The sequence below is a fragment of the Rahnella sp. PAMC25617 genome (assembly GCF_050606005.1).
GTDB classification, from domain to species: Bacteria; Pseudomonadota; Gammaproteobacteria; order Enterobacterales; family Enterobacteriaceae; genus Rahnella; species Rahnella variigena.
Map to the genome: position 1 here is coordinate 62,145 of NZ_JBOCUM010000012.1, position 25,163 is coordinate 87,307.

At 54.0% G+C, this 25,163-nt stretch carries 23 protein-coding genes; 14 read left to right on the forward strand and 9 right to left on the reverse strand.

The window, feature by feature from the left end; translation table 11 throughout:
• Positions 1 to 20: 20 nt before the first annotated feature.
• The gene (gene betA, locus ACM615_RS15315; RefSeq protein ID WP_112289405.1) at positions 21 to 1,706 is read left to right on the forward strand and encodes a choline dehydrogenase; all 1,686 of its coding nucleotides are present in this window, start codon (positions 21 to 23) and stop codon (positions 1,704 to 1,706) included.
• Between the two features lie 88 nt (positions 1,707 to 1,794).
• Entirely contained in the window at positions 1,795 to 2,250 is a 456-nt protein-coding gene (locus tag ACM615_RS15320; RefSeq protein ID WP_346637001.1) for a GNAT family N-acetyltransferase, read from the forward strand.
• Between the two features lie 578 nt (positions 2,251 to 2,828).
• Here ACM615_RS15320 and ACM615_RS15325 read toward each other — a convergent pair.
• Positions 2,829 to 3,758, reverse strand: a complete 930-nt coding sequence (locus ACM615_RS15325; RefSeq protein ID WP_112291475.1) for a LysR family transcriptional regulator — start codon at positions 3,756 to 3,758, stop codon at positions 2,829 to 2,831.
• Between the two features lie 102 nt (positions 3,759 to 3,860).
• Between ACM615_RS15325 and ACM615_RS15330 the strand changes: the two genes are divergently transcribed.
• Together ACM615_RS15330 and ACM615_RS15335 are read left to right on the forward strand one after the other, a co-directional pair.
• On the forward strand, positions 3,861 to 4,295 hold the full coding sequence (locus tag ACM615_RS15330) for a DMT family transporter (RefSeq protein ID WP_112291477.1): 435 nt from the start codon (positions 3,861 to 3,863) through the stop codon (positions 4,293 to 4,295).
• 3 nt (positions 4,296 to 4,298) lie between these two features.
• Positions 4,299 to 4,751 carry a DMT family transporter gene (locus ACM615_RS15335; protein ID WP_112291479.1) on the forward strand — a complete coding sequence of 151 codons (453 nt, stop codon included), beginning with the start codon at positions 4,299 to 4,301 and terminating at the stop codon, positions 4,749 to 4,751.
• 37 nt (positions 4,752 to 4,788) lie between these two features.
• On the opposite strand, the gene ACM615_RS15340 is transcribed toward ACM615_RS15335, so the two are convergent.
• Positions 4,789 to 5,247, reverse strand: a complete 459-nt coding sequence (locus ACM615_RS15340; protein ID WP_129638996.1) for an RES family NAD+ phosphorylase — start codon at positions 5,245 to 5,247, stop codon at positions 4,789 to 4,791.
• On the reverse strand, positions 5,244 to 5,705 hold the full coding sequence (gene parS, locus ACM615_RS15345; RefSeq protein ID WP_112291482.1) for a type II RES/Xre toxin-antitoxin system antitoxin: 462 nt from the start codon (positions 5,703 to 5,705) through the stop codon (positions 5,244 to 5,246). Before parS ends, ACM615_RS15340 begins: the two co-directional genes overlap by 4 nt.
• A 352-nt stretch (positions 5,706 to 6,057) precedes the next feature.
• Here parS and ACM615_RS15350 point away from each other — a divergent pair, with 352 nt between their 5' ends.
• Positions 6,058 to 6,945: a nucleoside-specific channel-forming protein Tsx gene (locus tag ACM615_RS15350; protein ID WP_112291485.1), complete on the forward strand. Its 888-nt coding sequence runs from the start codon at positions 6,058 to 6,060 to the stop codon at positions 6,943 to 6,945.
• A gap of 187 nt (positions 6,946 to 7,132) precedes the next feature.
• On the forward strand, positions 7,133 to 8,725 hold the full coding sequence (locus ACM615_RS15355) for an ABC-F family ATPase (RefSeq protein ID WP_112291487.1): 1,593 nt from the start codon (positions 7,133 to 7,135) through the stop codon (positions 8,723 to 8,725).
• A gap of 182 nt (positions 8,726 to 8,907) precedes the next feature.
• Here the strand turns inward: ACM615_RS15355 and moeB are convergent, their stop codons facing one another.
• On the reverse strand, positions 8,908 to 9,669 hold the full coding sequence (moeB, locus tag ACM615_RS15360; protein WP_431012135.1) for a molybdopterin-synthase adenylyltransferase MoeB: 762 nt from the start codon (positions 9,667 to 9,669) through the stop codon (positions 8,908 to 8,910).
• A gap of 2 nt (positions 9,670 to 9,671) precedes the next feature.
• Positions 9,672 to 10,913, reverse strand: a complete 1,242-nt coding sequence (moeA, locus tag ACM615_RS15365) for a molybdopterin molybdotransferase MoeA (RefSeq protein WP_113877513.1) — start codon at positions 10,911 to 10,913, stop codon at positions 9,672 to 9,674.
• A 245-nt stretch (positions 10,914 to 11,158) separates the two neighbouring features.
• On the opposite strand from moeA, the gene ACM615_RS15370 reads away from it, so the two are divergent.
• Positions 11,159 to 11,392, forward strand: coding sequence for a DeoR family transcriptional regulator (locus ACM615_RS15370; protein ID WP_013574728.1), 234 nt, complete (start codon positions 11,159 to 11,161; stop codon positions 11,390 to 11,392).
• 75 nt (positions 11,393 to 11,467) lie between these two features.
• On the opposite strand, the gene tsgA is transcribed toward ACM615_RS15370, so the two are convergent.
• Positions 11,468 to 12,664: an MFS transporter TsgA gene (gene tsgA / locus ACM615_RS15375; RefSeq protein WP_113877514.1), complete on the reverse strand. Its 1,197-nt coding sequence runs from the start codon at positions 12,662 to 12,664 to the stop codon at positions 11,468 to 11,470.
• A gap of 275 nt (positions 12,665 to 12,939) precedes the next feature.
• Here tsgA and ACM615_RS15380 point away from each other — a divergent pair, with 275 nt between their 5' ends.
• From ACM615_RS15380 to gsiD, 5 genes are all read left to right on the forward strand, one after another.
• Positions 12,940 to 13,947 carry an isoaspartyl peptidase/L-asparaginase family protein gene (locus ACM615_RS15380; protein ID WP_431012136.1) on the forward strand — a complete coding sequence of 336 codons (1,008 nt, stop codon included), beginning with the start codon at positions 12,940 to 12,942 and terminating at the stop codon, positions 13,945 to 13,947.
• On the forward strand, positions 13,944 to 15,800 hold the full coding sequence (locus ACM615_RS15385) for a dipeptide ABC transporter ATP-binding protein (protein WP_431012137.1): 1,857 nt from the start codon (positions 13,944 to 13,946) through the stop codon (positions 15,798 to 15,800). The genes ACM615_RS15380 and ACM615_RS15385 overlap by 4 nt, the downstream gene beginning before the upstream one ends.
• 59 nt (positions 15,801 to 15,859) lie before the next feature.
• Positions 15,860 to 17,416 carry a glutathione ABC transporter substrate-binding protein GsiB gene (gsiB, locus tag ACM615_RS15390; RefSeq protein WP_113877517.1) on the forward strand — a complete coding sequence of 519 codons (1,557 nt, stop codon included), beginning with the start codon at positions 15,860 to 15,862 and terminating at the stop codon, positions 17,414 to 17,416.
• Positions 17,417 to 17,525: 109 nt separating this feature from the next.
• Positions 17,526 to 18,446 carry a glutathione ABC transporter permease GsiC gene (gene gsiC / locus ACM615_RS15395; RefSeq protein ID WP_112291498.1) on the forward strand — a complete coding sequence of 307 codons (921 nt, stop codon included), beginning with the start codon at positions 17,526 to 17,528 and terminating at the stop codon, positions 18,444 to 18,446.
• 8 nt (positions 18,447 to 18,454) lie between these two features.
• On the forward strand, positions 18,455 to 19,375 hold the full coding sequence (gene gsiD / locus ACM615_RS15400; RefSeq protein ID WP_129638991.1) for a glutathione ABC transporter permease GsiD: 921 nt from the start codon (positions 18,455 to 18,457) through the stop codon (positions 19,373 to 19,375).
• 607 nt (positions 19,376 to 19,982) lie between these two features.
• Here the strand turns inward: gsiD and fghA are convergent.
• From fghA to ptrR, 3 genes are read right to left on the reverse strand one after another with little or no spacing between them, the layout of a single operon-like run.
• Complete coding sequence (fghA, locus tag ACM615_RS15405; protein WP_129638990.1) at positions 19,983 to 20,840, reverse strand: S-formylglutathione hydrolase; 858 nt, start codon at positions 20,838 to 20,840, stop codon at positions 19,983 to 19,985.
• A gap of 11 nt (positions 20,841 to 20,851) precedes the next feature.
• Positions 20,852 to 21,976 carry an S-(hydroxymethyl)glutathione dehydrogenase/class III alcohol dehydrogenase gene (locus ACM615_RS15410; protein ID WP_112287268.1) on the reverse strand — a complete coding sequence of 375 codons (1,125 nt, stop codon included), beginning with the start codon at positions 21,974 to 21,976 and terminating at the stop codon, positions 20,852 to 20,854.
• Positions 21,977 to 22,020: 44 nt separating this feature from the next.
• Complete coding sequence (gene ptrR / locus ACM615_RS15415; RefSeq protein ID WP_120163913.1) at positions 22,021 to 22,950, reverse strand: putrescine utilization regulator PtrR; 930 nt, start codon at positions 22,948 to 22,950, stop codon at positions 22,021 to 22,023.
• A gap of 199 nt (positions 22,951 to 23,149) precedes the next feature.
• Here ptrR and ACM615_RS15420 point away from each other — a divergent pair, with 199 nt between their 5' ends.
• A complete protein-coding gene (locus ACM615_RS15420) occupies positions 23,150 to 24,277 on the forward strand; it encodes a YbfB/YjiJ family MFS transporter (RefSeq protein WP_431012138.1) in 1,128 nt (375 codons plus the stop codon).
• A gap of 126 nt (positions 24,278 to 24,403) precedes the next feature.
• Positions 24,404 to 25,069 (forward strand): GTP cyclohydrolase I FolE, encoded by a 666-nt coding sequence (folE, locus tag ACM615_RS15425; RefSeq protein ID WP_112287271.1) that lies wholly within the window; start codon positions 24,404 to 24,406, stop codon positions 25,067 to 25,069.
• The last annotated feature ends 94 nt before the right edge of the window (positions 25,070 to 25,163 follow it).

Consider the following 25,163-nt stretch of genomic DNA (forward strand, 5'->3'; position numbering starts at 1 on the left):
CCGCGACAGAGGAGATTTTAATGGATTACGATTACATCATTATTGGTGCCGGTTCTGCCGGCAACGTTCTCGCCACCCGGCTGACCGAAGACAGCAATGTCAGCGTGTTGCTGCTGGAAGCGGGCGGCCCGGATTATCGTCTGGATTTCCGCACACAGATGCCTGCTGCGCTGGCGTTCCCGTTACAGGGCCGTCGTTATAACTGGGCGTATGAAACCGACCCGGAACCGCATATGAATAACCGCCGTATGGAATGCGGGCGCGGTAAAGGTCTGGGCGGTTCTTCGCTGATTAACGGTATGTGTTACATCCGCGGTAACGCGATGGATTTCGATAACTGGGCGAAAGCGCCGGGTCTGGAAGACTGGAGTTATCTGGACTGCCTGCCTTATTTCCGCAAAGCCGAAACCCGCGATATCGGTCCGAATGATTTTCACGGTGGCGACGGACCGGTCAGTGTGGCGACGCCGAAAAAAGGCAATAACCCGCTGTTCCACGCGATGATTGAAGCCGGTGTGCAGGCTGGGTATCCCCGTACCGACGACCTGAACGGTTATCAGCAGGAAGGTTTTGGTCCGATGGACAGAACCGTTACACCGAAAGGCCGTCGTGCAAGTACAGCGCGCGGGTATCTGGATCAGGCCAAACCGCGTGCCAATCTGACCATCGTGACGCACGCGCTGACCGACAGAATTCTGTTTGAAGGCAAGCGTGCCACGGGCGTCAGCTATTTCCACGGTGACGACTACAACGCTAAAACGGCGAAAGCGAAACGTGAAGTGTTGCTGTGCAGCGGCGCGATTGCGTCACCGCAAATTCTGCAACGTTCGGGTGTCGGCGCAGCGGAGCTGCTCAACCGTCTGGAGATTCCGCTGGTTCATGATTTGCCGGGCGTCGGCGAGAATCTGCAGGATCATCTGGAGATGTACCTGCAATACAGCTGCACTCAGCCGGTGTCTTTATACCCGGCCTTGCAGATGCATAACCAGCCCGCGATTGGCGCAGAATGGTTGTTTAAAGGTACCGGTGTCGGCGCAAGCAATCAGTTCGAAGCGGGTGGTTTTATCCGCAGCCGCGAAGAGTTTGCCTGGCCGAATATTCAGTATCACTTCCTGCCGGTGGCGATTAACTACAACGGCAGCAACGCGGTGAAAGAGCATGGTTTTCAGGCGCACGTGGGTTCCATGCGTTCGCCAAGCCGTGGCCGCGTGCAGGTGAAATCGAAAGATCCGCGCCAGCATCCGAGCATCCTGTTTAATTACATGGCAACCGAGCAGGACTGGCACGAGTTCCGCGACGCTATCCGCATCACCCGTGAAATCATGAATCAGCCAGCGCTGGATCCTTACCGTGGTCGTGAAATCAGTCCGGGTGAAAACGTACAGACTGATGAAGAACTGGATGCGTTTATCCGCGAGCACGCCGAAACGGCGTTCCATCCTTCGTGCTCCTGCAAAATGGGTACTGATGAGATGGCGGTGGTGGACGGAGAAGGGCGCGTTCACGGGGTAGAAAGCCTGCGCGTGGTGGATGCCTCCATCATGCCGCAGATCATTACCGGCAACCTGAACGCGACGACGATTATGATCGCAGAAAAGATTGCCGATAAAATCCGCGGGCGTCAGCCGTTACCGCGCAGTACCGCAGAATATTACACCGCAGGCGATGCACCGGTTCGCACGACACCGCTGAAGAAATCTGCCTGATAAATTGGCTGTAAAATCTGTGTTAAAAAGAGATATTCTCAGGAATATCTCTTTTTTTTGGCTTTCAGAAAAGGCAGGGCACTTATTCATGACCGGATCTTCATCGCTTCACTGGCAGGATTACCATCACAGCGAACTCAACACGGCACAGCTTTACGCCATTCTGTCACTGCGCAGCGAAGTGTTTGTGGTCGAGCAAACCTGCGTTTATCAGGACATCGACGGGCAGGATCTGACCGGTGAAAACCGTCATATCATCGCCTGGCTGGACGGTAAAATAGCCGCCTATGCGCGTATTCTGCGTTCCGATGATGAGGTGGCAATCGGACGGGTGATTGTTGCCCCTTCCGCACGTGGCCTGAAACTGGGATATCAGCTGATGGAACAGGCACTGGCAGCCTGCCAGAAACACTGGCCGGGCGCGCGCGTCGCGATTTCCGCGCAGGCTCATTTGCAGGGATTCTACGGCCGGCTGGGGTTTGTGGCGTATACGGAGATTTATGATGAAGATGGGATTGCGCATGTGGGGATGGAGTTGAGGTAAAGGGTTAGCCTTTAGCTTTAACTTCAAGGTCAACACCAACACCGTGGGTTGCCACCCACACCGGCCTTAAGAGGCGCCTATCGCCGCGTCTCTTAAGAATCTCCGGCTCTTTTACTGCGCGCTGCCGCTGGGACGATGGACGTGTTCTGATGCATTAGTAAGTGGCGCAAATTCAGGTGCTTCGCACTGCCTTCTCTCGGTCTTCGAGCCATAGGTCTCGAAGCCGCTCCGTTCAGCTGAATTTTGAGCACGCCAATCAACTATTCTAAAAGATAAACCCTTTGGTTTTGAATCTAAGATCCTGCGGGCGGTTCAGAAATCTTGCCTCTCTCGGTCCTGAAGACCAATGGCTTCAGGACCGAGAGAGGGAACCGCACAGCGGCAAGATTTCCAGCCTGTCGCTGTGATACCTGAAACATAGCCAGCGAGCGGAGCGCGTGTTGAAAAAGGCGAGGGGAGTTCAGAGGGGAAAAGCCTTTCCCCTCTGGTCGGTTTCGGCGCGGCGAGTCAGGTGATCACAGCACTTGAAAAACCGAAATTGTCTCGGACTAATCGAAAGAGCCCTCAGTGCAACTGCCTCACTCCCAATACGCCGGGCTGCCAAACTTCTCCACCAGAAAATCAATCACCGCCCGTACTTTGATCGAAGGGCGTCGGCTGTTCGGGTACAGCGCCGATATGGTTTGCGGCTCCGGTGACGTCGATACCTGATAGTCTTCAAGCACGCTGACCAGACGACCGTCCCGCAATGCATCGCCTATCAGCCAGGTAGGAAATACAACCAGCCCCATGGCGTCGATCCCCGCCTGCGTCAGGGTTTCTGCATTATTACTGGTCAGTGATCCCCGCAGGTTTAGCGAGCGCCATTCCTGTTCAGGCTGACGGAAATACCAGCGCTGCGAACCGGCAAATCCTTTGAAAACCAGACAACTGTGACTGGCTAAATCGTCCGGCGTTTTCGGCGTTCCTGCGCGGGCAAGATACGCCGGACTCGCGGCAAGGCGGAAATTCTGGTGGCCAAGCGTACGCGCCTGCAAAGTGGAATCTGTCATCACGCCGATGCGGATCAGCAAATCCACGCTGTCCTGTAACGGGTCGATGAAATCATCGGTTTGCATCAGTTCAATATTCAGGCGCGGGTATCGTGCGTTGAGCTCATGCAACCACGGCGCAAGGTGGCGCTGGCCAAACACTACGGGAGCATTGATGCGGATCAGTCCGCCGGGTTCGCTGTCCTGTTCCTGTAAATCCAGCGCGGCGAGATCCAGCTGAGCCAGTACCTGACGCGCATGTTCTGCCAGCAGCTTGCCCGATTCTGTCGGACTGACGGCACGCGTATTTCGGTACAAAAGCTGCGTCTGTAACGCCTGTTCCAGTTGTGAAATCACCCGCGATACGGTTGACGGCGACATCGCTTCCCGGCGCGCCACTTCAGAGAAACTGCCCTGATCCAGTACGGCGACATACAGCCGTAATGCCTGAATATTGATCTGATTAAAACCTTTCATCTGTGCAATTCCTGCAAAGGTATTTTCCTCATTGTGCTGTTTTTCGCATAGTTCTGTCACGCTATAGTCGCCGCCTCTCAAAAAACAAAAAGCAGGGTAAAAATGAATCTGATGTTAATTCCGCTGGTCATTCTGGCGGGGATGGGGCTGTCGCTGGAGGCAGGACTGATTGGTCCGCTGGGAACAGAAGTCGGGCATCTGTGGGCAACACTGAGTATTTTCGGTGTCGGTGCCGTACTGACCGGTTTGCTGGTGCTGTTTTTTAGCCCGCGTAATGCGCCGTCTTTCACAGAACAACCAGGCTGGAAACTGCTGGGTGGCGTCCTCGGTCCCGTGTATGTCGTGGTGCTGACCCTCGCGACACCGGTCATTGGTATCGGCATGACAATGATTGCGATTTTATCAGGGCAGGTGGCGAAAAGTGTGCTGATCGACCATTACGGCTGGTTTGGTACGCCGCATAAGAAAGTCGGCGGTGAACGCCTGCTGGCTCTGCTGTTTATCGTTGCTGCACTTATTCTGATTGCCTGGGGCTGAAACATGACTGAAATGATTATGATTATTCTTGCGATTGTCGCAGGTGCTGCGCTGAGTATGCAGGCGGCAGTCAACGGGCAGTTAGGGGAAAAGGTCGGTGTGCTGAAAAGCGCCTTTCTGACATTCAGCGTCGGCGCAGCAATTACTGCCGTGCTGGTGTTATTCCTGCAAACACCGCAACCGGAAACCTTACTGACGGTACCGAAATGGCAACTTGCGGGGGCGTTATTTGGTGTGCCTTACATCATTGTGATGGTGACTGCCGTCCCGCGTGTCGGTACTGCAGCGGCGACTGTTGCAGTCATCCTCGGACAGCTGAGTATGGGGATGTTGATCGATAATTTCGGCTGGCTGGATAATCCGCAAATTGCGTTGTCATGGCACCGGCTGGCGGCTATTCCCTGCCTGATCATTGCGCTGGCGCTGATATACCGTAGTAACCGGAAAGCGGAATAATCTCTGAAAGTAAAAAGACCCGTCTCTGTAATAGTGGCTATTGCAGGCGCGGGTCAAATATCATCGGCTCGCGTTCTGCTGAACTCAGTAAATCGACAAAAGCCGGATGCTGCGGATTCAGCAACACGTTGTATTCCGACGGCACAATGACCGACGGCACTTTCAGCCCGACATAATCACCTTCCTCGAGCCAGGCGTCACCCTGACGTTGTGTGCTGTCCGGCGGCGATGCACTCCGCCAGTCAGATGCCAGTTCGGAAACTTCCAGCGTATCCAGCAGTTCCTCCGGCACTTCAATACTGAGCAAGGTATACGACCGCATCAGCATACTGTTTTGCAAATGCACCAGGATTTCCAGGATCGCCAGCGAAATACTGGTGGTGACATAAACCACCGGCCTGCCCGGTGGATTCCAGCGCCCGCCGTAAAGCTGCGCACCTGCGCCCGACCAGGCTGTCGCCAGATGGCGGGTTTGCACGATACGATACAGCTTCAATTGAAAACACCGTGCTCAAGACGACCGATCAAACGGCTGACTTCCACCGCACCCGCTTCAGAGGACAGCAGTTCCAGCGGGCGGGAGCCATCCAGTGCCGGAGCAGGGCGGGTGAACCACTCGAGTGCAGCGACACGATCCCCTTCAAACAAATCGGTGGCGGCATCTACGATGCGTACCAGCCGCGCCACTCGCTCGCTCTCTTCACTTTTCAGCAATCCGTTTCCGGCTTTACGACGCGCATAATTACGTTCGTTAATCCCCATTATTTCCAGTAACACCATTTTCGGCCATCCCAGCTCAGTATTAAGACGGCTGATACTATCAACCGGAAATCCCTTTTGTATGGCATTAATCAAACTAATTCCGCTGCTTGCGGGAAGTCCCGCAGATTGCCAAAGCGGTGTTGCAGGTTTTTGCAAAAGGCTGGAAGACAGCCCGGAAATTTTTGAATTCATACTGCGTTCCTCCGTACCGTTATTTGTCATTACTATAGCATGACAAATAACGAATGTTCATTTTATGAACGATGTTTTTTTCTGGCCCCTGATCACGTGAATGAAATACACTTGAAACATATGTGTGATCAATATCACATTCGGGATGTATCAGAATGAAACAGAAATTGACAAACCTTGACCAAATCTATTTATTAGCTAAGAAAAGTCGACTCTTGTAGGAAGTAACTGGAAATTGCAGGTTTTATGCACTATGTGCAGCAATCGGTTGCGGATCACAGTTTTAGGGTTTGTTTTATGCAACGTCTGAAAGTGGCAAGGCGTTGTCCCACCCCCCGCTTCTGGTATAAATATGAAAAATAAAATTATTGCAGCAGGCGCTTTGATGGCTTTGTCCTACAGCGCGACCGTGCTCGCTGATGATAGCAAGGGCGAATTTGTTTCTGACTGGTGGCACCAGAGTGTTAACGTTGTAGGCAGCGCAGATACCCGTTTCGGGCCGACACTGCGTAACGATGTTTACCTTGAATATGAAGCGTTTGCGCACAAAGACTGGTTTGATTTCTACGGCTATATCGATATTCCTAAAACCTTCGGCGCCGGTAACGGTAACGACACCGGTATCTGGGATAAAAACGGTTCTCCGCTGTTTATGGAAATCGAACCGCGCTTCTCTATCGATAAGCTGACCGGCACTGATCTGAGCTTTGGTCCGTTCAAAGAATGGTATTTCGCGAACAACTATATCTACGATATGGGTCCGGACAGCGAAAACCGTCAGAACACCTGGTACATGGGTCTGGGCACCGATATCGATACCGGCCTGCCGATGAGCCTGTCTCTGAACGTGTATGCAAAATACCAGTGGGAGAACTACAACGCTGCCAACGAAAACAGCTGGGACGGTTACCGTTTCAAAGTGAAATACTTTGTTCCGCTGACTCAGTTGTGGGGCGGCAACCTGAGCTATATCGGGTTCACCAACTTCGACTGGGGCTCCTCACTGGGTGATGACGATATGCGTGACGTGAACGGCAACAAAGCGCGTTCTAACAACTCTATCGCCTCAAGCCATATTCTGTCCCTGAACTACACGCACTGGCATTACTCTTTCGTGGCGCGTTACTTCCACAACGGCGGCCAGTGGGCTGACGGCGCAGAGCTGAACTTCGGCAACGGTAACTTCGATGTGAAGTCCACCGGCTGGGGTTACTACGGCGTGATCGGCTACAACTTCTGATCCCCGAATCTGAACTGTAAAACCCGGCTTATGTCGGGTTTTTTGTTTTTATTTCCCCACGATCATTGAGTGTGCAGGGAACTTTTTTAGCTATTGCGCGAAAAATGTACACAAGGGGAGGCGATCCCAACGCGCCGTTGTGGCATAATGCGCGCCAAATCACATTTCCCAATTAAGAGCGAGCGTTGTGCTAAGTACTTACAACATCACCATGCAATTCGGCAGCAAGCCGTTATTTGAAAACATTAACGTGAAATTTGGCGGCGGTAACCGTTATGGCCTGATTGGCGCGAACGGTTGTGGCAAGTCCACTTTCATGAAGATCCTCGGTGGCGATTTAGTGCCTTCTGGCGGTAACGTCGTTCTTGATCCGAACGAACGTCTGGGTAAATTACGCCAGGATCAGTTCGCCTTCGAACAGTTCAGCGTGCTGGACACCGTGATCATGGGCCACACCGAATTGTGGGAAGTGAAGGAAGAGCGCGACCGCATTTACGCCATGGCGGAAATGAGCGAAGAAGACGGCTACAAAGTGGCTGATCTGGAAGTCGCTTACGGTGAAATGGACGGCTACAGCGCAGAATCCCGTGCCGGCGAACTGCTGCTGGGCGTAGGCATTCCTGTTGAGCAACATTATGGTCCGATGAGCGAAATCGCGCCGGGCTTTAAACTGCGTGTGCTTCTGGCGCAGGCACTGTTCTCGGATCCGGAAATTCTGCTGCTCGACGAACCAACGAACAACCTGGACATCGATACTATTCGCTGGCTGGAGCAGGTGCTGAACGAACGTAACAGCACCATGATCATCATTTCGCATGACCGTCACTTCCTGAACATGGTGTGTACGCACATGGCGGATCTGGACTACGGCGAACTGCGCGTATATCCGGGCAACTATGATGAATACATGACGGCGGCCACGCAGGCTCGTGAACTTCTGACAGCTAATAACGCCAAGAAGAAAGCGCAGATTGCTGAACTGCAATCGTTCGTCAGCCGCTTCAGCGCCAACGCCTCTAAATCTAAACAGGCAACGTCCCGCGCCCGTCAGATTGATAAAATTCAGCTCGATGAAATCAAGGCGTCCAGCCGTCAGAACCCTTACATGCGTTTCGAACAGGACAAGAAACTGTTCCGTAATGCGCTGGAAGTGGAAAAGATCACCAAAGGTTTCGACAACGGTCCGCTGTTTAAAAACCTCGGCCTGATGCTGGAAGTCGGCGAGAAAGTCGCGATTCTGGGTGCTAACGGTATCGGTAAATCGACCCTGCTGAAAACGCTGGTCGGTGAGCATGAGCCGGAAAGCGGTTCAGTGAAATGGTCTGAAAACTCTAAAATCGGTTATTACGCGCAGGATCACGAATACGAATTCGACGATACCCTGAACGTATTCGACTGGATGAGCCAGTGGAAATCCGAGAAAGATGACGAGCAGGCTGTACGCGGTGTGTTAGGCCGTCTGCTGTTCGGTCAGGACGATATCAAGAAGAAAGTGAAAGTGCTTTCCGGTGGTGAGAAAGGTCGTATGTTATTCGGGAAACTGATGATGCAACGTCCAAACATCCTGATTATGGATGAACCAACCAACCACCTTGATATGGAATCCATCGAGTCACTGAACATGGCGCTGGAAATGTATGAAGGAACGCTGATCTTCGTTTCCCACGACCGTGAATTCGTCAGCTCACTGGCAACGCGTATTCTGGAAATGACCCCGACGCGCGTGATTGATTTCTCTGGTAACTACGAAGACTACCTGCGTAGCCAGGGCATCAATTAAACCTCGTCATCCTTCAAGCTGTCTCTGCGTTGGCTTTCCTCACAAACCCCGGTCACATACTGATGTATGCTCCCGGGGATTTGTTCAGTTGCCGCCTTGATACAACTCGAATGATTTAGAGGTTCTTATTATTTAAAACCGCCGCCGATAAAGGCGGTTTTTTTGTGTCTGGATTTACTGATTCAACAATCACCACACACTTCACAATGCGGATCTTTCATCAGTTTCATTTCGCGAAACTGCAACGTCATGGCGTCGAACATCAGCAGTTTTCCGCGCGGGGTTTCGCCAAATTTTGTCAGCAGTTTGATGGTTTCCATCGCCTGCAAGCTGCCGATGGTGCCGACCAGCGGGGCCATGACGCCAGCTTCCACGCAGGTCAGCGCATTTTCACCGAATAACCGGCTCAGGCAGCGGTAGCAGGGTTCCTGCGGCTGGTAGGTAAATACGCTGAGCTGACCTTCCATACGGATAGCAGCGCCGGAGACCAGCGGTTTTTTCTGCGCGAAACATTCATTGTTCAGCTGATTACGCGTCGTGACATTGTCGGTGCAATCCACCACCACGTCGCAGGCGGCGATCAGCTCACGTAACAAATCGTCATCCGCCTGAGCATTTACCTGATTTAAGCGGATGTGCGGATTGATTGCCGCCAGCGCTATGGCGGCGGAGTCGACTTTCGGCATCCCGATCCGCGCGTCAGTGTGCAGCGTCTGGCGTTGCAGGTTTGAGAGCGATACCGTATCGAAATCCAGCAGCGTTAACGTACCGGTGCCTGCCGCCGCCAGATATTGCGCGGCGGCGCAGCCTAAACCTCCCAGCCCGACAATCAGCGCGTGGCTGGCTTTCAGCTGTTCCTGCGCATCAAAATCAAACCCTTTCAGTACTATCTGGCGGTTATAGCGCAGGGTTTCAGCGTCCGTCAGTTCCTGCAGAGTCGCCATGTTCAGCTCCGCAGCAGCGCGTTAAAAGGCTCGACTTCAACGATTTCACCAGCCGTAACATTGTCGCGTTCACGCTCAAGCACGATAAAACAGTTAGCCTGGCTGAAGGAGCTGAAGACGTGCGATCCCTGATGGCCGGTAGTGCGCACTTCCAGCTGACCTTCTGCATTGGTGCTGAAAATACCGCGCTGAAAATCGAGGCGGCCGGGCGATTTTTTCAGCGGCGTTACGGCTTTCGCTTTCAGGCGTGGCGGGAACTGCCAGGCACTGTGACCGGAAAGCTGAGCGATAAATGGCTGAACCAGCTGATAAAACGTCAGTGCAGCCGACACCGGATTCCCCGGCAGCCCGCAGAACCAGCTGTCTTTCAGTTTTCCGAAAGCAAACGGTTTGCCCGGTTTCATGGCCAGTTTCCAGAAACCAATTTCGCCCAGTTCATCCAGCATCTGTTTGGTGTAATCGGCCTCACCGACGGAAACACCGCCGCTGGAAATCACCAAATCGGCAAATTCATTGGCTTCTTCAAACGCTTTACGCAATGCCTGCGGATCGTCGCGGATAATGCCTAAATCCAGCACCGTACAGCCGAGTTGCTCGAGCATCAGCCGCACGGCAAACCGGTTCGTGTCATAAATCTGGCCTTCCTGCAGAGGCGTACCGACAGGTTGCAGCTCATCACCGGTGGAAAATACGGCGACTTTCAGCGGCTTCCAGACCTGTACTTCAGTCACGCCAAGGGACGCCAGCAGCGGTAATTCTGCCGCCCCCAGACGCACGCCCGCAGGCAAAACGCTGTCGCCTTGCTTAATGTCGTCTCCGGTCAGGCGGATATTCTGGCCTTTTTGCGCCGTTGCTGTGAAACGTATTCCCGCGTCTGAAACTTCTGCCTGTTCCTGCATGATCACTGTGTCGGCACCGGCCGGAACCGGCGCACCGGTCATGATGCGGATACAGGTTCCGGCAGGCCATTCGCCATGAAAAGGCGCGCCGGCAAAGGCTTTTCCCGCCACCGGAAGGACAGCGCCCTCGTGCAGATCTTCAATGCGCAGGGCATAACCGTCCATCGCGGAGTTATCAAAAGGCGGGACAAAAATCGGGGAAAGCACCGGCGCCGCAGTAATACGGCCAGCGGCGGTTGCCAGTGGCAACGATTCGGCATCCTGCGCTGTTTTTTTCGGAACGTAAGCGCGCATTTTATCCAGCGCTTCCTGAAGTGAGATCAAACCTGCAGTGTTGAATTCCATCAAAATTCCTTAGTGATTCAGCCCGGCGACGCGGGCGTACTCACCGGCGACGGACGGGAAAATGGGGCATGAGCATAGTATGACAGAGAATCGGGACGAACCAAAAACCGCTGAAGGCGTAAAAACTTCGTGGGGATTTCTGAAAAATTGAGATCGATCCCAAAATTACGGATGTAACGCGGTTATCATAGTTACCGTTATTTGTGATTTGTGTCACATATCTGTCATATACACAGGAATAACCGGTGCTTAAAAAAAATCGCCATCAGGCCATCCTTCAGTTGGTAGAACAACATGAAGTGTTACAGGTTAGCGAACTGGCACAATCGCTGGATGTGAGTCTTGAAACGATCCGACGTGATTTGAGTGAAATGCAGGACAAGGGATTGATTTTACGCCGCCATGGACGCGCGCGTCGTCTGGCCGCTCAGCCAGAAACATCCTGGCTAAACAGTTTGCAGCGCTGCCCGCAGCTTTAAAGGCGCAGCTAAATAAGAAAAGGGAAGGCTTTTATGCCTTCCCTTTTTTATGCATGAATTTATGCGTAGTAAATGTTATGCCGCCATTTCGCGGTGGATTTTTTCCGCTTTACTGCGCACACCGGCGATGATCACCGCCAGCACCAGCAGAACGTAAGATACGGTCGCAATATTCAGTGCCCAGAACAGGCCGTATTCGCGGTAAATGAATGATGAGAAGGAAGCGAAAATCAGCGTACCGACGGAAGCCGTCGTCAGCAGCGCAGAGGTCAGCGTTGGAGGTGAGTTTTTCACCTGCAGGCTGCCGTAGCTCATCAGGCCGGAGAACATACCGGAGTTACAGAAGCCGAACAGGCCAACGGCAATCATCACCAGCGTGGTGTTTTCGTTGTGTGTCACCACAAACAGGCTGATTAACCCGACGATGGCCGACGCAAACAGGAAGGTACGCAGTTTCACAAAACGCACGGTGAACTGGTTCAGGAACAGGCCAATCGCTTTCACCATCCAGTAAGTGGTGATGTAGATCGCCGCTTTGTCAGTGTCCAGACCGAAATGCTCATGCAACCAGCTTGGCATCCACAGGGTGAAAACCAGCTCGCTGAAGACGAAGGCGAACAGGGCAAAACATAGCACGTACGCCGCGAAGCCCCACGGCTCTTTCGCTTCCCGCTCGCTTTTCGCCACTTTTTCCGGCTGCGCAACGGTCGGGAATTTCTGACCCACACACAGCAGGATCATCAGCACGCTCAGCGTACCCATGATGCCGTACATCGCCAGCCAGCTCGCGCCATGCTTGAACAGGAAACCGAGCACCAGAGACAGCGTCATGCCGGAAAGCGCAAAGAAGAAGTCGGTGAAGATTAAGTTGGCGGAACGCTTTTTCGGGTCGTCATTAATACGCACAACCAGATAGCTGCCAATCGACATCATCAGGCCAGCTGTCGCACCAATCAGGAAAACGCCGATGCCGAACAGGGTAATCGACGGCATCACGAACAGCGCGATACAGGTCAGGATGGTGACAATTGACCCGGTGATCAGCTGCTTGCCCAGATCGAACTTACGCATCAGGATGCCACTGATCATAATCGGCAGGAATAAACCGATGTTCATCAGTGAGAACATGAGGCCGATAAAGGCCGGATCTTTATTAAAAGCCGTCGCGACTGGCCCGATAACGATGCCCAGAGTGGAGACGAGGCCCCCTGTAAAAAAGTAACTTAGCCATGAGATCACATTAATCCGGCGGCGGTTATAAACAGTTTCCATAAACTGATTTCCTAAAAAGAGAAAATAAAAAGTCGCGGTAAGCTTATCCAGAGGTGCTTTTGCCGCGATTAGGACGTTTATTATTGCTGTTCTCTGGTGATTTGTCCCGCATGTATATTCAATTGCAGCATTTGTTTTTCCTAAACAATCTAAGCAATTAGCGCCATTTTGGTGGCGATGCATTTCTGCTTTACATACTGTAGCGGGCTAAATATAGTCAAAAAACAGGTCAACATCTTCCATACATAAATACAACATCGAAAGGTGCAGTGCTAATGAGTTCTTCTACTGATAATTCAGCGGCTTCCGTTTCGAACAAGAAGCGTCCGGTCATTGCTATTCATGGTGGTGCCGGGGCAATAACCCGTGCGGCAATGAGCACCGAAAAAGAACAACTTTACCTGGCCGAACTGGAAAGGATTGTCAGTGCCGGGCAGGCGATTCTGGCCGCGGGTGGCAGCGCACTGGACGCCGTAACCGAAGCCGTGCGCCTGCTGGAAGAATGCCCGTTATTTAATGCCGGTAAAGGTGCGGTATTTACCCATCAGGGTACGCATGAATTAGATGCCTGCATTATGGATGGCCGCACGCTGGATGCCGGTGCGATTTGCGGCGTCAGCCATATCCGCAATCCTGTTCTGACCGCCCGTAAGGTGCTGGAAAACAGCCCGCACGTCCTGTTCACCGGTGCAGGCGCAGAAGATTTTGCCCGTGCCAATGGTCAGGAAATGGTGGAACCGGCGTATTTCTTCACTCAGGAACGTTATGATCAGTTGCAGCGCGCTATTGCCGCGTATACCGGCGTAATGCTCGATCACGACGGGGCGTCGCTGAATGCTTCAGGCGATCCGATTGATCCGGAACGTAAATTTGGCACCGTAGGCGCGGTGGCGATAGATGAACTCGGTAATCTTGCGGCGGCAACATCGACCGGCGGAATGACCAACAAACAGGCCGGACGCGTCGGTGATTCGCCGATTATTGGCGCCGGTTGTTACGCCAGCAACAATACGGTGGCGATTTCCAGCACCGGCACAGGTGAAGTGTTTATGCGTACCGTCGCTGCCTACGACGTGGCGGCGCTGATGGAATACGCCGGTTTAACGCTGGCAGAAGCGACACACAAAGTGGTGCAGGAAAAATTGCTGCCACTGGGCGGGAGCGGCGGGATGATCGCCGTCGATAAATTTGGCAACGTGGAACTGCCTTTCAACAGTGAAGGTATGTATCGCGGCTTTGCCCGCGTGGGTGAAGCACCCGTCGTCAGTATTTACCGCTCATGAATAATTCCCTGACTCTGCCTGCGGACCACGTTCTGGCGGTCAGCCAGCTCAGCGTGCAGTTCGCGCATGACGGGCACATCATCCCTGCGGTGAATCAGCTCAGTTTTCACGTGAAGCGCGGCGAAACGCTGGCGATAGTCGGTGAATCCGGCTCAGGTAAATCCGTTACCTCGCTGGCGCTGATGCGTCTGGTGGAGCAGGGCGGCGGGCAGATCACCCAGGGTGAAATGCAATTTCGCCGTCGTAACGGTGAAGTCGTTGATCTGATGGCAGCAACGCAACCCGCCATGCGCAGCCTGCGCGGTGCGGACATGGCGATGATATTTCAGGAGCCGATGACCTCGCTCAATCCGGTATTTCCGGTAGGCGAACAGATCGCCGAGTCTATCCGTTTACATCAGGATAAAGATCATCGCGCCGCCCGTGCCGAAGCCTTACGTATGCTGGATCTGGTGCGCATTCCTGAAGCCAAAAATATTCTCGACAGCTATCCGCATCAGCTTTCCGGCGGTATGCGCCAGCGGGTGATGATCGCGATGGCGCTGTCGTGTAAACCGGCGTTACTGATTGCCGACGAACCGACTACGGCGCTGGATGTGACCATTCAGGCGCAGATTTTACAGCTGATCCGTGTGCTGCAAAAAGAGATGCACATGGGCGTGATTTTCATCACCCACGATATGGGCGTGGTGGCGGAAATCGCCGATCGCGTTCTGGTCATGCATCAGGGTAACAGCGTGGAAACCGGTGACGCGGGCGCGATATTTCGTACACCGCAACAGCCTTACACGCAGACGTTGCTGGCGGCCGTGCCAAAGCTCGGATCCATGGCCGGTAAACCACTGCCCGCCCGCTTCCCTGCGCCCGACCAGCAGGAAAGCGATCCCGAACTGATTCAAAACACCCTGACACCCGGCGTGCCGCCGATATTGCAGGTGCGTGATCTGGTGACCCGTTTTGACCTGCGCAGCGGTATTTTCAACCGCGTGACACGTCGTGTGCATGCGGTTGAAAAAGTCAGTTTTGATTTGCATCCCGGTGAAACGCTGGCGCTGGTGGGCGAATCCGGTTGCGGAAAATCCACCACGGGCCGTTCGTTGCTCAAACTGGTGAAAAGTCAGGGCGGAACCATCACCTTTGATGGCAAGACGCTGACAGATATCAGCGGCAGCGCACTGCAACATCTGCGGCGTGATATTCAGTTTATTTTTCAGGATCCTTATGCGTCGCTCGACCCGCGTCTGACGGTCGGGTATTCGATTATGGAGCCGTTGCTGGTGCATAACCTGGCAAAGGGCGCAGAGGCGGAAGCGCGCGTCGCGTGGTTGCTGGAGAAAGTCGGGCTGCTGCCGGAACATGCGCAGCGCTATCCTCACGAATTTTCCGGCGGTCAGCGGCAGCGAATTTGTATCGCCCGCGCACTGGCGCTCAATCCCAAAGTGGTGATTGCTGACGAGTCGGTGTCGGCGCTGGATGTGTCGATCCGCGCGCAAATCGTCAACCTGCTGATGGATTTGCAGAAAGAGTTCGGGCTGGCATTTTTGTTTATTTCACACGATATGGCGGTGGTGGAACGCATCAGTCATCGCGTTGCCGTGATGTATCTCGGTCAGATTGTGGAAATCGGCTCGCGCCGCGCGGTGTTTGAAAATCCGCAGCATCCGTATACCCGCAAACTGATGGCGGCGGTGCCGGTGGCCGATCCGGGTCATAAGCGTAAAGATCAGGCGCTGCTGGTGGATGAAATTCCCAGTCCCATTCGTGCGCTTAATGATGAGCCGGTTGTCGCACCGCTGGTTCAGGTGGCGGAAGGGCATTTTGTTGCCCGGCACGCCATTGCAGGCGTTTACTAATTTTTATGGTGGCTCATTTTGAGCCACTTTTTAACGGGTAAGACAGGAAAGGAACTGATATGAATCAGCATAAACATAAAGGTAAGAACGTAGTCCGTCAGGCCGTGCTCGCTGCCGCTGTTTTCGGTTCGCTGGCATCGGCGTCTGCCTGGGCGGCAAAAGACGTGGTTGTCGCGGTAGGTTCTAACTTCACCTCGCTTGATCCTTATGATGCCAACGACACCTTGTCGCAGGCGGTGGCCAAATCTTTCTATCAGGGGCTGTTTGGCTTTGATAAGGATATGAAGCTGGAAAACGTGCTGGCTGACAGCTACACGGTCAGCAAAGACGGTCTGGTTTATACCATCAAACTGCATCCCGGCATCAAATTCCAGGACGGGACGGATTTCAACGCTGCGGCGGTAAAAGTTAACTTTGACCGCGCGAGTAATCCGGACAGCCACCTCAAACGCTATAACCTGTTTAAAAATATTGCCAGCACCGAAGCGGTCGATGACACCACGGTAAAAATTACGCTGAAAGAACCGTTCTCCGCGTTCATCAACATTCTGGCGCATCCGTCTGCGGTGATTATTTCTCCGGCGGCACTGACTAAATACGGCAAAGACATCGGCTTCCATCCGGTCGGTACCGGCCCGTACACGCTGGAACAGTGGAACCAGACCGACTTCGTGAAAGTGAAGAAATTCGACGGTTACTGGAAAAAGGGCGAGCCGAAACTCGACACCATCACCTGGCGTCCGGTCGTGGATAACAATACCCGCGCCGCGATGCTGCAAACCGGTGAAGCGGATCTGGCGTTCCCGGTGCCTTATGAGCAGGCCGCGTTGCTGGAGAAAAACGATAAGCTGGATCTGGTCACCGCGCCGTCAATTCTGCACCGTTACATCAGTTTTAACGTGACGCAAAAGCCTTTCGATAACGTCAAAGTGCGTGAGGCCATCAACTACGCCATCAACAAACAGGCGCTGATTAAAGTGGCCTTTGCCGGTTACGCGGTGCCATCAGAAGGGCCGTTGCCGCAGGGCATCGAATACGCCGCGAAATTCAAACCGTGGCCGTATGACCCGGCTAAAGCCAAACAATTGCTGAAAGAAGCCGGTTATCCGGACGGTTTCACCACTACGCTGTGGTCGTCGCACAATAACAGCACGGCGCAGAAAGTGTTGCAGTTCACCCAGCAGCAACTGGCGCAGGTCGGTATCAAAGTGACAGTCACCGCCATGGATGCAGCGCAGCGTGCCGCGCAGGTTGAGAATGTCGGGCAGAAAGAGGCGGGTATCCGCATGTTCTATACCGGCTGGTCGGCGTCTACCGGCGAAGCCGACTGGGCGCTGTCGCCGCTGTTTTCCACGCAGGCTGCGCCACCGAAGCAGTTCAACACCGCGTTCTACAGCAATGCGCAGGTGGATAAAGATCTGTCTGACGCGCTGAAAACCACCGACAAAGCCGAGAAAGCCAAATTGTACGCCGATGCCCAGAAACAAATCTGGACAGATGCACCGTGGGCATTCCTGGTGACCGAACGTCTGGTGTCGGCGAAAAATAAACGCCTGACCGGGTTCTATGTGATGCCGGATACGGCGTTCAGTTTTGATGATGCAGACGTGAAATAATACGCGGTGAAGCTTTCAGGGCGTGTGGCGCACAGCGTGCGCGCCCTGAACTCGTGTGTTCCGGGTCCGGAACATGGATGTCGAACCGTGAAATCACAGACAGCGAATCATGCTTAATTATTTTTTAAAACGATTACTCGGACTGATCCCGACACTGCTGATTGTGGCGGTGCTGGTGTTTTTATTTGTGCATCTGCTGCCGGGGGATCCGGCGCGGCTGATGGCCGGACAGGACGCCGACGCCAGCGTTGTAGAGCTGGTACGTCAGGATCTCGGGCTGGATAAACCGCTTTATCAGCAATTCCTCACTTTTTTCGGCAATGCGCTGACCGGTGATTTCGGTCACTCGATGGTGTCAAAACGCCCGGTCATTGATGAAATCAGTTCCCGCTTTATGCCGACTTTCTGGCTGACGATGACCAGTATGCTGTGGTCGGTGATTTTCGGGCTGGTCATTGGCGTGGTGTCTGCCGTCTGGCGTAACCGCTGGCCGGATCGTCTCGGTATGGCGCTGGCCGTCTCTGGTATTTCCTTCCCGGCGTTTGCGCTGGGCATGTTGCTGATGCAAATCTTTTCCGTTGAACTGGGCTGGTTGCCGACGGTGGGTGCTGACAGCTGGCAGCATTACATTCTGCCTTCCGTAACGCTCGGCGCTGCCGTAGCGGCGATCATGGCCCGCTTTACCCGCGCTTCATTTGTCGAGGTCATGCAGGAAGATTACATGCGCACCGCTCGCGCTAAAGGCGTGCATGAGGCTGTGGTGGTGGTTAAACACGGTCTGCGAAACGCGATGATCCCGGTGGTCACCATGATGGGGCTGCAATTTGGCTTCCTGCTTGGCGGCTCGATTGTCGTGGAAAAAGTCTTCAACTGGCCGGGGTTAGGGCGGTTGCTGGTCGATTCCGTTGAGATGCGTGATTATCCGGTGATACAGGCAGAAGTGTTGCTGTTTTCGCTGGAGTTCATCCTCATCAATCTGCTGGTGGACATGCTGTACGCCGTCATCAACCCTTCCATCCGATACAAGTGAGTGAACGCATGAAAAACTGGCGGCGAAATGCCGTACTCGCGAGTTTGCCGATTATCACACCGGGAACTGCGCAATCGCAGGCGGTTCGCACACCGTGGAAAGCGTTCTGGCGGCGTTTCCGCAGGCAGCATATTGCGATGATAGCGGGTGCTTTTATCCTGTTACTGATTGTCGCCGCGATTTTTGCGCCGTGGCTGGTGCCGTATGATCCCGAAAATTATTTCGATTATGACCGTCTGAACGAAGGGCCATCGCTGATCCACTGGCTCGGCGTGGATTCACTGGGGCGCGATATTTTCAGCCGGATTCTGATGGGCACGCGGATATCACTCACCGCGGGCGTACTTTCTGTGGTGCTCGGCGCAGCGATCGGCACGGTGTTCGGATTACTGGCCGGATACTACGAAGGTTGGTGGGACCGCATCACCATGCGCGTTTGCGACGTGCTGTTTGCCTTCCCCGGTATTCTGCTGGCGATTGCCGTGGTGGCGGTGATGGGCAACGGTATGTCGAACGTGATCATCGCGGTCGCTATCTTCAGTATCCCGGCATTCGCACGTCTTGTTCGCGGCAACACACTGGTGCTCAAACAGCAAACCTATATTGAATCGGCGCGCAGTATCGGCGCATCCGACGCCACGATTTTGTTCCGTCACATTCTGCCGGGCACGTTGTCATCAATCGTGGTGTATTTCACCATGCGTATCGGCACATCGATTATCACCGCTGCCAGCCTGTCGTTCCTCGGAATGGGCGCACAGCCGCCAACGCCGGAGTGGGGCGCGATGCTCAACGAGGCCCGCGCCGATATGGTCATGGCGCCGCACGTGGCAATCTTTCCAAGTCTGGCGATATTCCTGACCGTACTGGCGTTTAATTTGCTGGGGGATGGGTTAAGGGATGCGCTGGATCCGAAATTGAAGAATTGATTTTTTGGGATCCCCAAAGCCCCCTTTTTTAACTGAATCTCGAAGATTTCGGTTTCTTAATAACAACTTTCACATGACCTGCTGTGTTTGAAACCGACCAAAGAGGGCTAAGACGAGCCCTCTTTGGAATCTCCACGTCTCAAACTGCACGCTCCGCTCGCTGGCTATGTTTCAGGTATCACCGCGACAGGCTGGAAATCTTGCCGCCAGGCGGTGCCTTCATTTCGGGATTGCAGCCTTGGGTCTGCAACCTCTCATTCAGCAAGCTTTCTGAATCGCCCGCATGATCTTAAAATCACAGCGGACAGTTTTTCATCTTTTAAAAAAGTTGATTGACGCGATCAAAAATGGCACCGAATGAATGGTTCGAGACCCAAGGCTCGAATCCTGAAATGAGGGAATCGCAAAGCGATGACATTTTGCGCCACTCACTGATGTACCAGAACATGTCCGTCGTGACAGCGATAGCGGGGAGTTAAAAAGCGAGGGGAAATCCAAAAGGGGAAAAGCACTTCCCCTTTTGGGCGGTTTCGACGCAATGAATCAGATGATCACTGCCATTGAGAAACCGAAATTTTCTCATTCAGCATCAAAAGGCATTACGCACTCATGCCCCGGAGTGCAAAAACTCCGCATGGAATCGCAGGTGATCTTCCACAAACGAGGCAATCGTGAAGTAACTGTGATCGTACCCCGGCTGGGCGCGCAGCTGTAAAGGCCAGCCGCGCTGACGGGCGATTTCTGCCAGTTTTGACGGCTGCAACTGATCCGCCAGGAACTGATCGCCGTCGCCCTGATCGACTAAAATCGGGAACGTTTTCTGATCCGCAGGCAATGCACTCAGCAGGTGGCAACTGTCGTATTGCAGCCACTGGCTTTCGTCATCCCCCAGATACGCAGTGAAAGCTTTACGCCCCCACGGCACCTGAGCCGGGTTCACAATCGGCGCAAACGCGGACACAGAACAGAAACGCTGGGGATTACGCAACGCCAGCATCAGCGCGCCGTGGCCGCCCATTGAATGGCCGAAGATTGACTGCCGGTCGCTGACCTTGAAATGCCCGCTGATCAGCGCAGGCAATTCATCGAGCAGGTAATCGTACATCCGGTAATGCGCTGCCCACGGCGACTGCGTGGCGTTAAGGTAAAAACCTGCGCCCTGACCGAGGTCGTAGCCTTCGTCGTTGGCGACACCTTCACCGCGCGGACTGGTGTCCGGCATCACCAGAATCAGCCCCAGCTCAGCCGCGACGCGCTGCGCCCCGGCTTTAAGGGTGAAGTTTTCATCATTACAGGTCAGGCCCGACAGCCAGTACAGTACCGGCGGCGGTGCATCGTCTTTTGCCGGTGGCAGATAGATGCTGAACGTCATGCTGCAATTCAGGCTCGCAGACGTATGACGGTAGCGCTGCTGCCAGCCGCCAAACATCCGGTGTTCTTCGAGTAGTTCAATCGAGCTGCTCATCGAAACATTCCTTACTTATTAAAATGAATAACCGTGCGGATAGATTTCCCTTCGTGCATCAGGTCAAACGCTTCGTTGATTTCTTCCAGCGGCAGGGTATGGGTGATGAAATCGTTCAGGGCGAATTCACCGTCCATATAACGCTGCACAATGCCCGGCAACTGGCTGCGGCCTTTCACGCCACCAAATGCGGAACCACGCCATACACGACCGGTCACCAGCTGGAACGGACGGGTGGAGATTTCTTCACCGGCACCGGCCACGCCGATGATGACGGATTCGCCCCAGCCTTTGTGGCAGCATTCCAGTGCGGAACGCATCACGTTGACGTTGCCGATACATTCAAAGGAGAAGTCCACGCCGCCGTCGGTCATTTCAACGATCACTTCCTGAATCGGCTTGTCGTAATCTTTCGGGTTGATCAGATCCGTTGCGCCGAGTTTACGTGCCAGATCGAACTTGCTGGTATTCAGATCGATACCGATGATGCGGCCTGCGCCGGCCATCACTGCGCCGATAATCGCTGAAAGGCCAATGCCACCCAGACCGAAGATCGCTACGGTGTCGCCTTTTTTGACTTTAGCCGTGTTCATTACCGCGCCCATGCCGGTGGTCACGCCGCAACCGAGCAGACACACTTCTTCCAGCGGCGCTTCTTTGTTGATTTTCGCCAGGGAGATTTCAGGAACAACGGTGTATTCGGAGAAAGTCGAAGTGCCCATGTAATGGAAAATCGGCTTGCCGTCTTTGAAGAAACGGGTGGTGCCGTCCGGCATCAGGCCTTTACCTTGTGTGGTGCGGATTGCCTGACACAGGTTGGTTTTGCCGGATTTACAGTACTTACACTCGCCACATTCCGGCGTGTACAGCGGGATCACGTGGTCGCCGACGGCCAGGCTGGTGACGCCTTCGCCAACGGCTTCAACGATACCGCCGCCTTCATGACCGAGGATTGCCGGGAAAACGCCTTCCGGATCTTTGCCGGACAGCGTGTAAGCATCTGTATGACAAACACCGGTGGCGACGATACGCACCAGCACTTCGCCTTTTTGTGGTGGCATCAAATCGACTTCTTCGATGGACAGAGGTTGATTCGGGCCCCAGGCGACGGCCGCACGCGTTTTAATCATTTCCATTATGTAGCTCCAGTCAGGTGTTTTTAGCTTAATCAGATTTCAGGTTAATACGTCGGATGCAAAGCCGGGTCATGTTCGCCAGCCAGCGGGTGTTTCAGTAACGGGATCACACCGTCATTCTGTTCAATAATCAGTTCTTTCAGCGCCCGAACATTCGGGCTGAACGCATCCCTGCGCCAGATAAGCCAGGTGGCGGTATCGGCGAATTCATCCGGAATTTCGTGAATTTCTACCCGCTCGTGTCCGGGCAATTGTTCCAGCACCGAACGCGGGATCATCGCGATACCCGCACCGCTGGCGACACAGGCCATCATTGAATGATAGGACTGAATCTCCATCGTGTTGGCAACCGGCACATTCATATGCTTAATCCAGCCCTGCAAACGCTGGCGGTAGGAACAGCTCGGGCGAAACGCAAAAACGGTATGACCGCTGCGACCGGCGGGCACGTCGAGCGGTGATTCGCCCAGCGGACTGATCACCACCATGCGTTCGCGAAAAGAGATACAACCGTTGATGTCGTCAAAATCGATCGGGCCATCAACCAGCGCCGCCGCGAGACGTCCCGCACGCACGCTGTCGATGGTTTCGCCTGACGTGGCGGTCACCAGCGACAATGCCACCTGCGGGAATTTCTGATGATAGGCCGCCAGCAACGAAGGCAGACGCGTTGCTGCCGTGCTTTCCATCGAGCCCAGCGCGAAGTTCCCGGCAGGTTCTCCGGCATGTGTGATGCTCATGGCTTCATCACTCAGCGCCAGAATACGTTCGGCGTAGTTAAGGAAGTTGTGACCCATCGCGGAAAGGCGAATGCGCTGTTTTTCACGGATGAACAAATCAGTGCCCAGTTCGAGTTCGAGCTGGCGTAAACGGGTGGTCAGGTTTGATGGCACGCGGTGTAACTGCTCTGCCGCACGCGCCAGCGAACCGGTTTCCGCTACGCAGCAAAACATCCGTAACTGAGTCAGATCCATGATGGGTTCCTGTGTTCTCTTATCGTAAACAAGTTGGTTTGTATTATTCAGTTTTCGTGATTGTACTCATAAGGCATCATAGCCACAACTTCCAATTAACTTTCTTTTAAGAAATCTGCTGTTTTCGGCAACAGGCTTTGAGTATGTTTATTCATTGTTTCTGACATGTTGCATCGCGGTTTCTTCTGACGGAGCAGTTATGGCTTTTCGTATTGCATTAAGTGGTTTTCTGGCTTTTGTGGTCGCGATGGGTATCGGGCGCTTCGCCTTTACGCCGCAGGTTCCTTTAATGATAGCTGAACATCAGTTCAGCCTGACCGGCGCCGGGCTGGTCGCGGCGTTCAACTATCTCGGTTATCTGTGCGGCGCATTCGATGGAATGCGTGCCAGCAAACATCTCGAACGCCGTCTGTGGCTCGGCGTGTGGGGCGGGGTAGTTCTCACGTTATTATCCGCGGTGATTTCCGGTGAAGTGCTGCACAGCATTGTGCGCTTCATGATTGGCTGGACCAGCGGCTGGGCGATGGTGATGGTGTCGGCGTGGTGTAACGAACGGCTGGCGCATTATGGCCGTCCGGCACTGAGTGCGGCGGTTTTCGCCGGGCCAGGGGCGGGGATTTTCCTCAGCGGCATGTTAGCGGTCGGTATCCACAGTTTGCAACTGACCTCCGCACAGGGCTGGTGCGTCTACGGCGTGCTGGCACTGATTTTTGTGGCGATTATCACCCCGAATCTGCCGCGCAAAGGCGATCTGCACCGTTCCCATGTGGCGACGGAACCGCTGGTGATGACGCCTGCGCTGAAACGTCTGGTGTGGAGTTACAGTCTGGCGGGCTTTGGTTACATCCTTCCGGCGACGTTTTTATCGCAAATGGCGAGTGCGCGTTTTCCTGACAGCCTGTTCGCGCAGTTCGTCTGGCCGGTGTTTGGCGGCGCGGCGGTTATCGGTATTATCATCGGCATTCTGACCCGGCACCGCCTGACGACGCATAAACGTCTGGCGCTGACATTATGGGCGCAGGGGCTGGGAATTTTATGTGCGGAAGTGGTGCCGGGCGTGACCGGTCTGGTGCTCGGCGCATTGCTGACCGGCGGCGGTTTCCTCAGCGTGGTTCAACTCGCTTTGCAGTGCAGCCGTGAACTGGCGCCGAATCACAGCCGTTATATGGCCGGATTGCTGACCACCGGTTACGCCGTCGGTCAGTTATTTGGCCCGGTTCTGTCGGCGATTTCTACCGCGCTGACGCATCAGCTGGAGCCTGCGTTGTACGTCGCGCTGGCTGGTTTCATTATTGCAGGTGCGCTGGTCTTCCGGCATAACCGATAAGTTGCAGCTATTTCATCCATCATGAAACACTATCACTGGATTCTGAACCGGCTCTCCTCTACAGTAAGCCACCTCACTTTAGCGTGATCTGCGTCAAAGTGATTACATCTGCCGGAGAAAGAAAGAATGCCAATCCTGAGTAAAGAAGCCAATTTGGTTCACGAGGCCCTGTTAGCCCGTGGTCTGGAAACCCCTCTGCGTGAAGCTTTGCCGATCGACAATGAAACGCGCAAGCAGCGGATCCAGGAACATATGACCGGTATCATGCAGCTTCTTAATCTGGATCTTTCCGATGACAGTCTGGCGGAAACGCCGCACCGCATCGCCAAGATGTATGTGGATGAAATCTTCTCCGGGCTCGATTACGCCAACTTCCCGAAAATCACCGTCATCGAAAATAAGATGAAAGTGGATGAAATGGTCACCGTGCGCGATATCACCCTGACCAGCACCTGTGAACACCATTTCGTGACCATCGACGGTAAAGCGACCGTGGCGTACATCCCGAAAGACACCGTGATTGGTCTGTCGAAAATCAACCGCATCGTGCAGTTCTTCTCGCAGCGTCCGCAGGTTCAGGAACGTCTGACCCAGCAGATTCTGGTGGCCTTGCAAACGCTGCTCGGCACCACCAACGTGGCGGTTTCCATTGATGCGGTGCATTACTGCGTGAAAGCGCGCGGTGTGCGTGACGCGACCAGCGCAACGACCACGACTTCTCTGGGCGGTCTTTTCAAATCCAGCCAGAATACGCGACAAGAATTTTTAAGAACCGTAAGACACGCCAGCTAACAGCAGCGTTTTAAACAGTCAGACACTTTAATATTGCGGCACCTTCAGGGTGCCGTTAGTCTGTCTGGAGCCCGCACAATTATCAGCTCCTTAC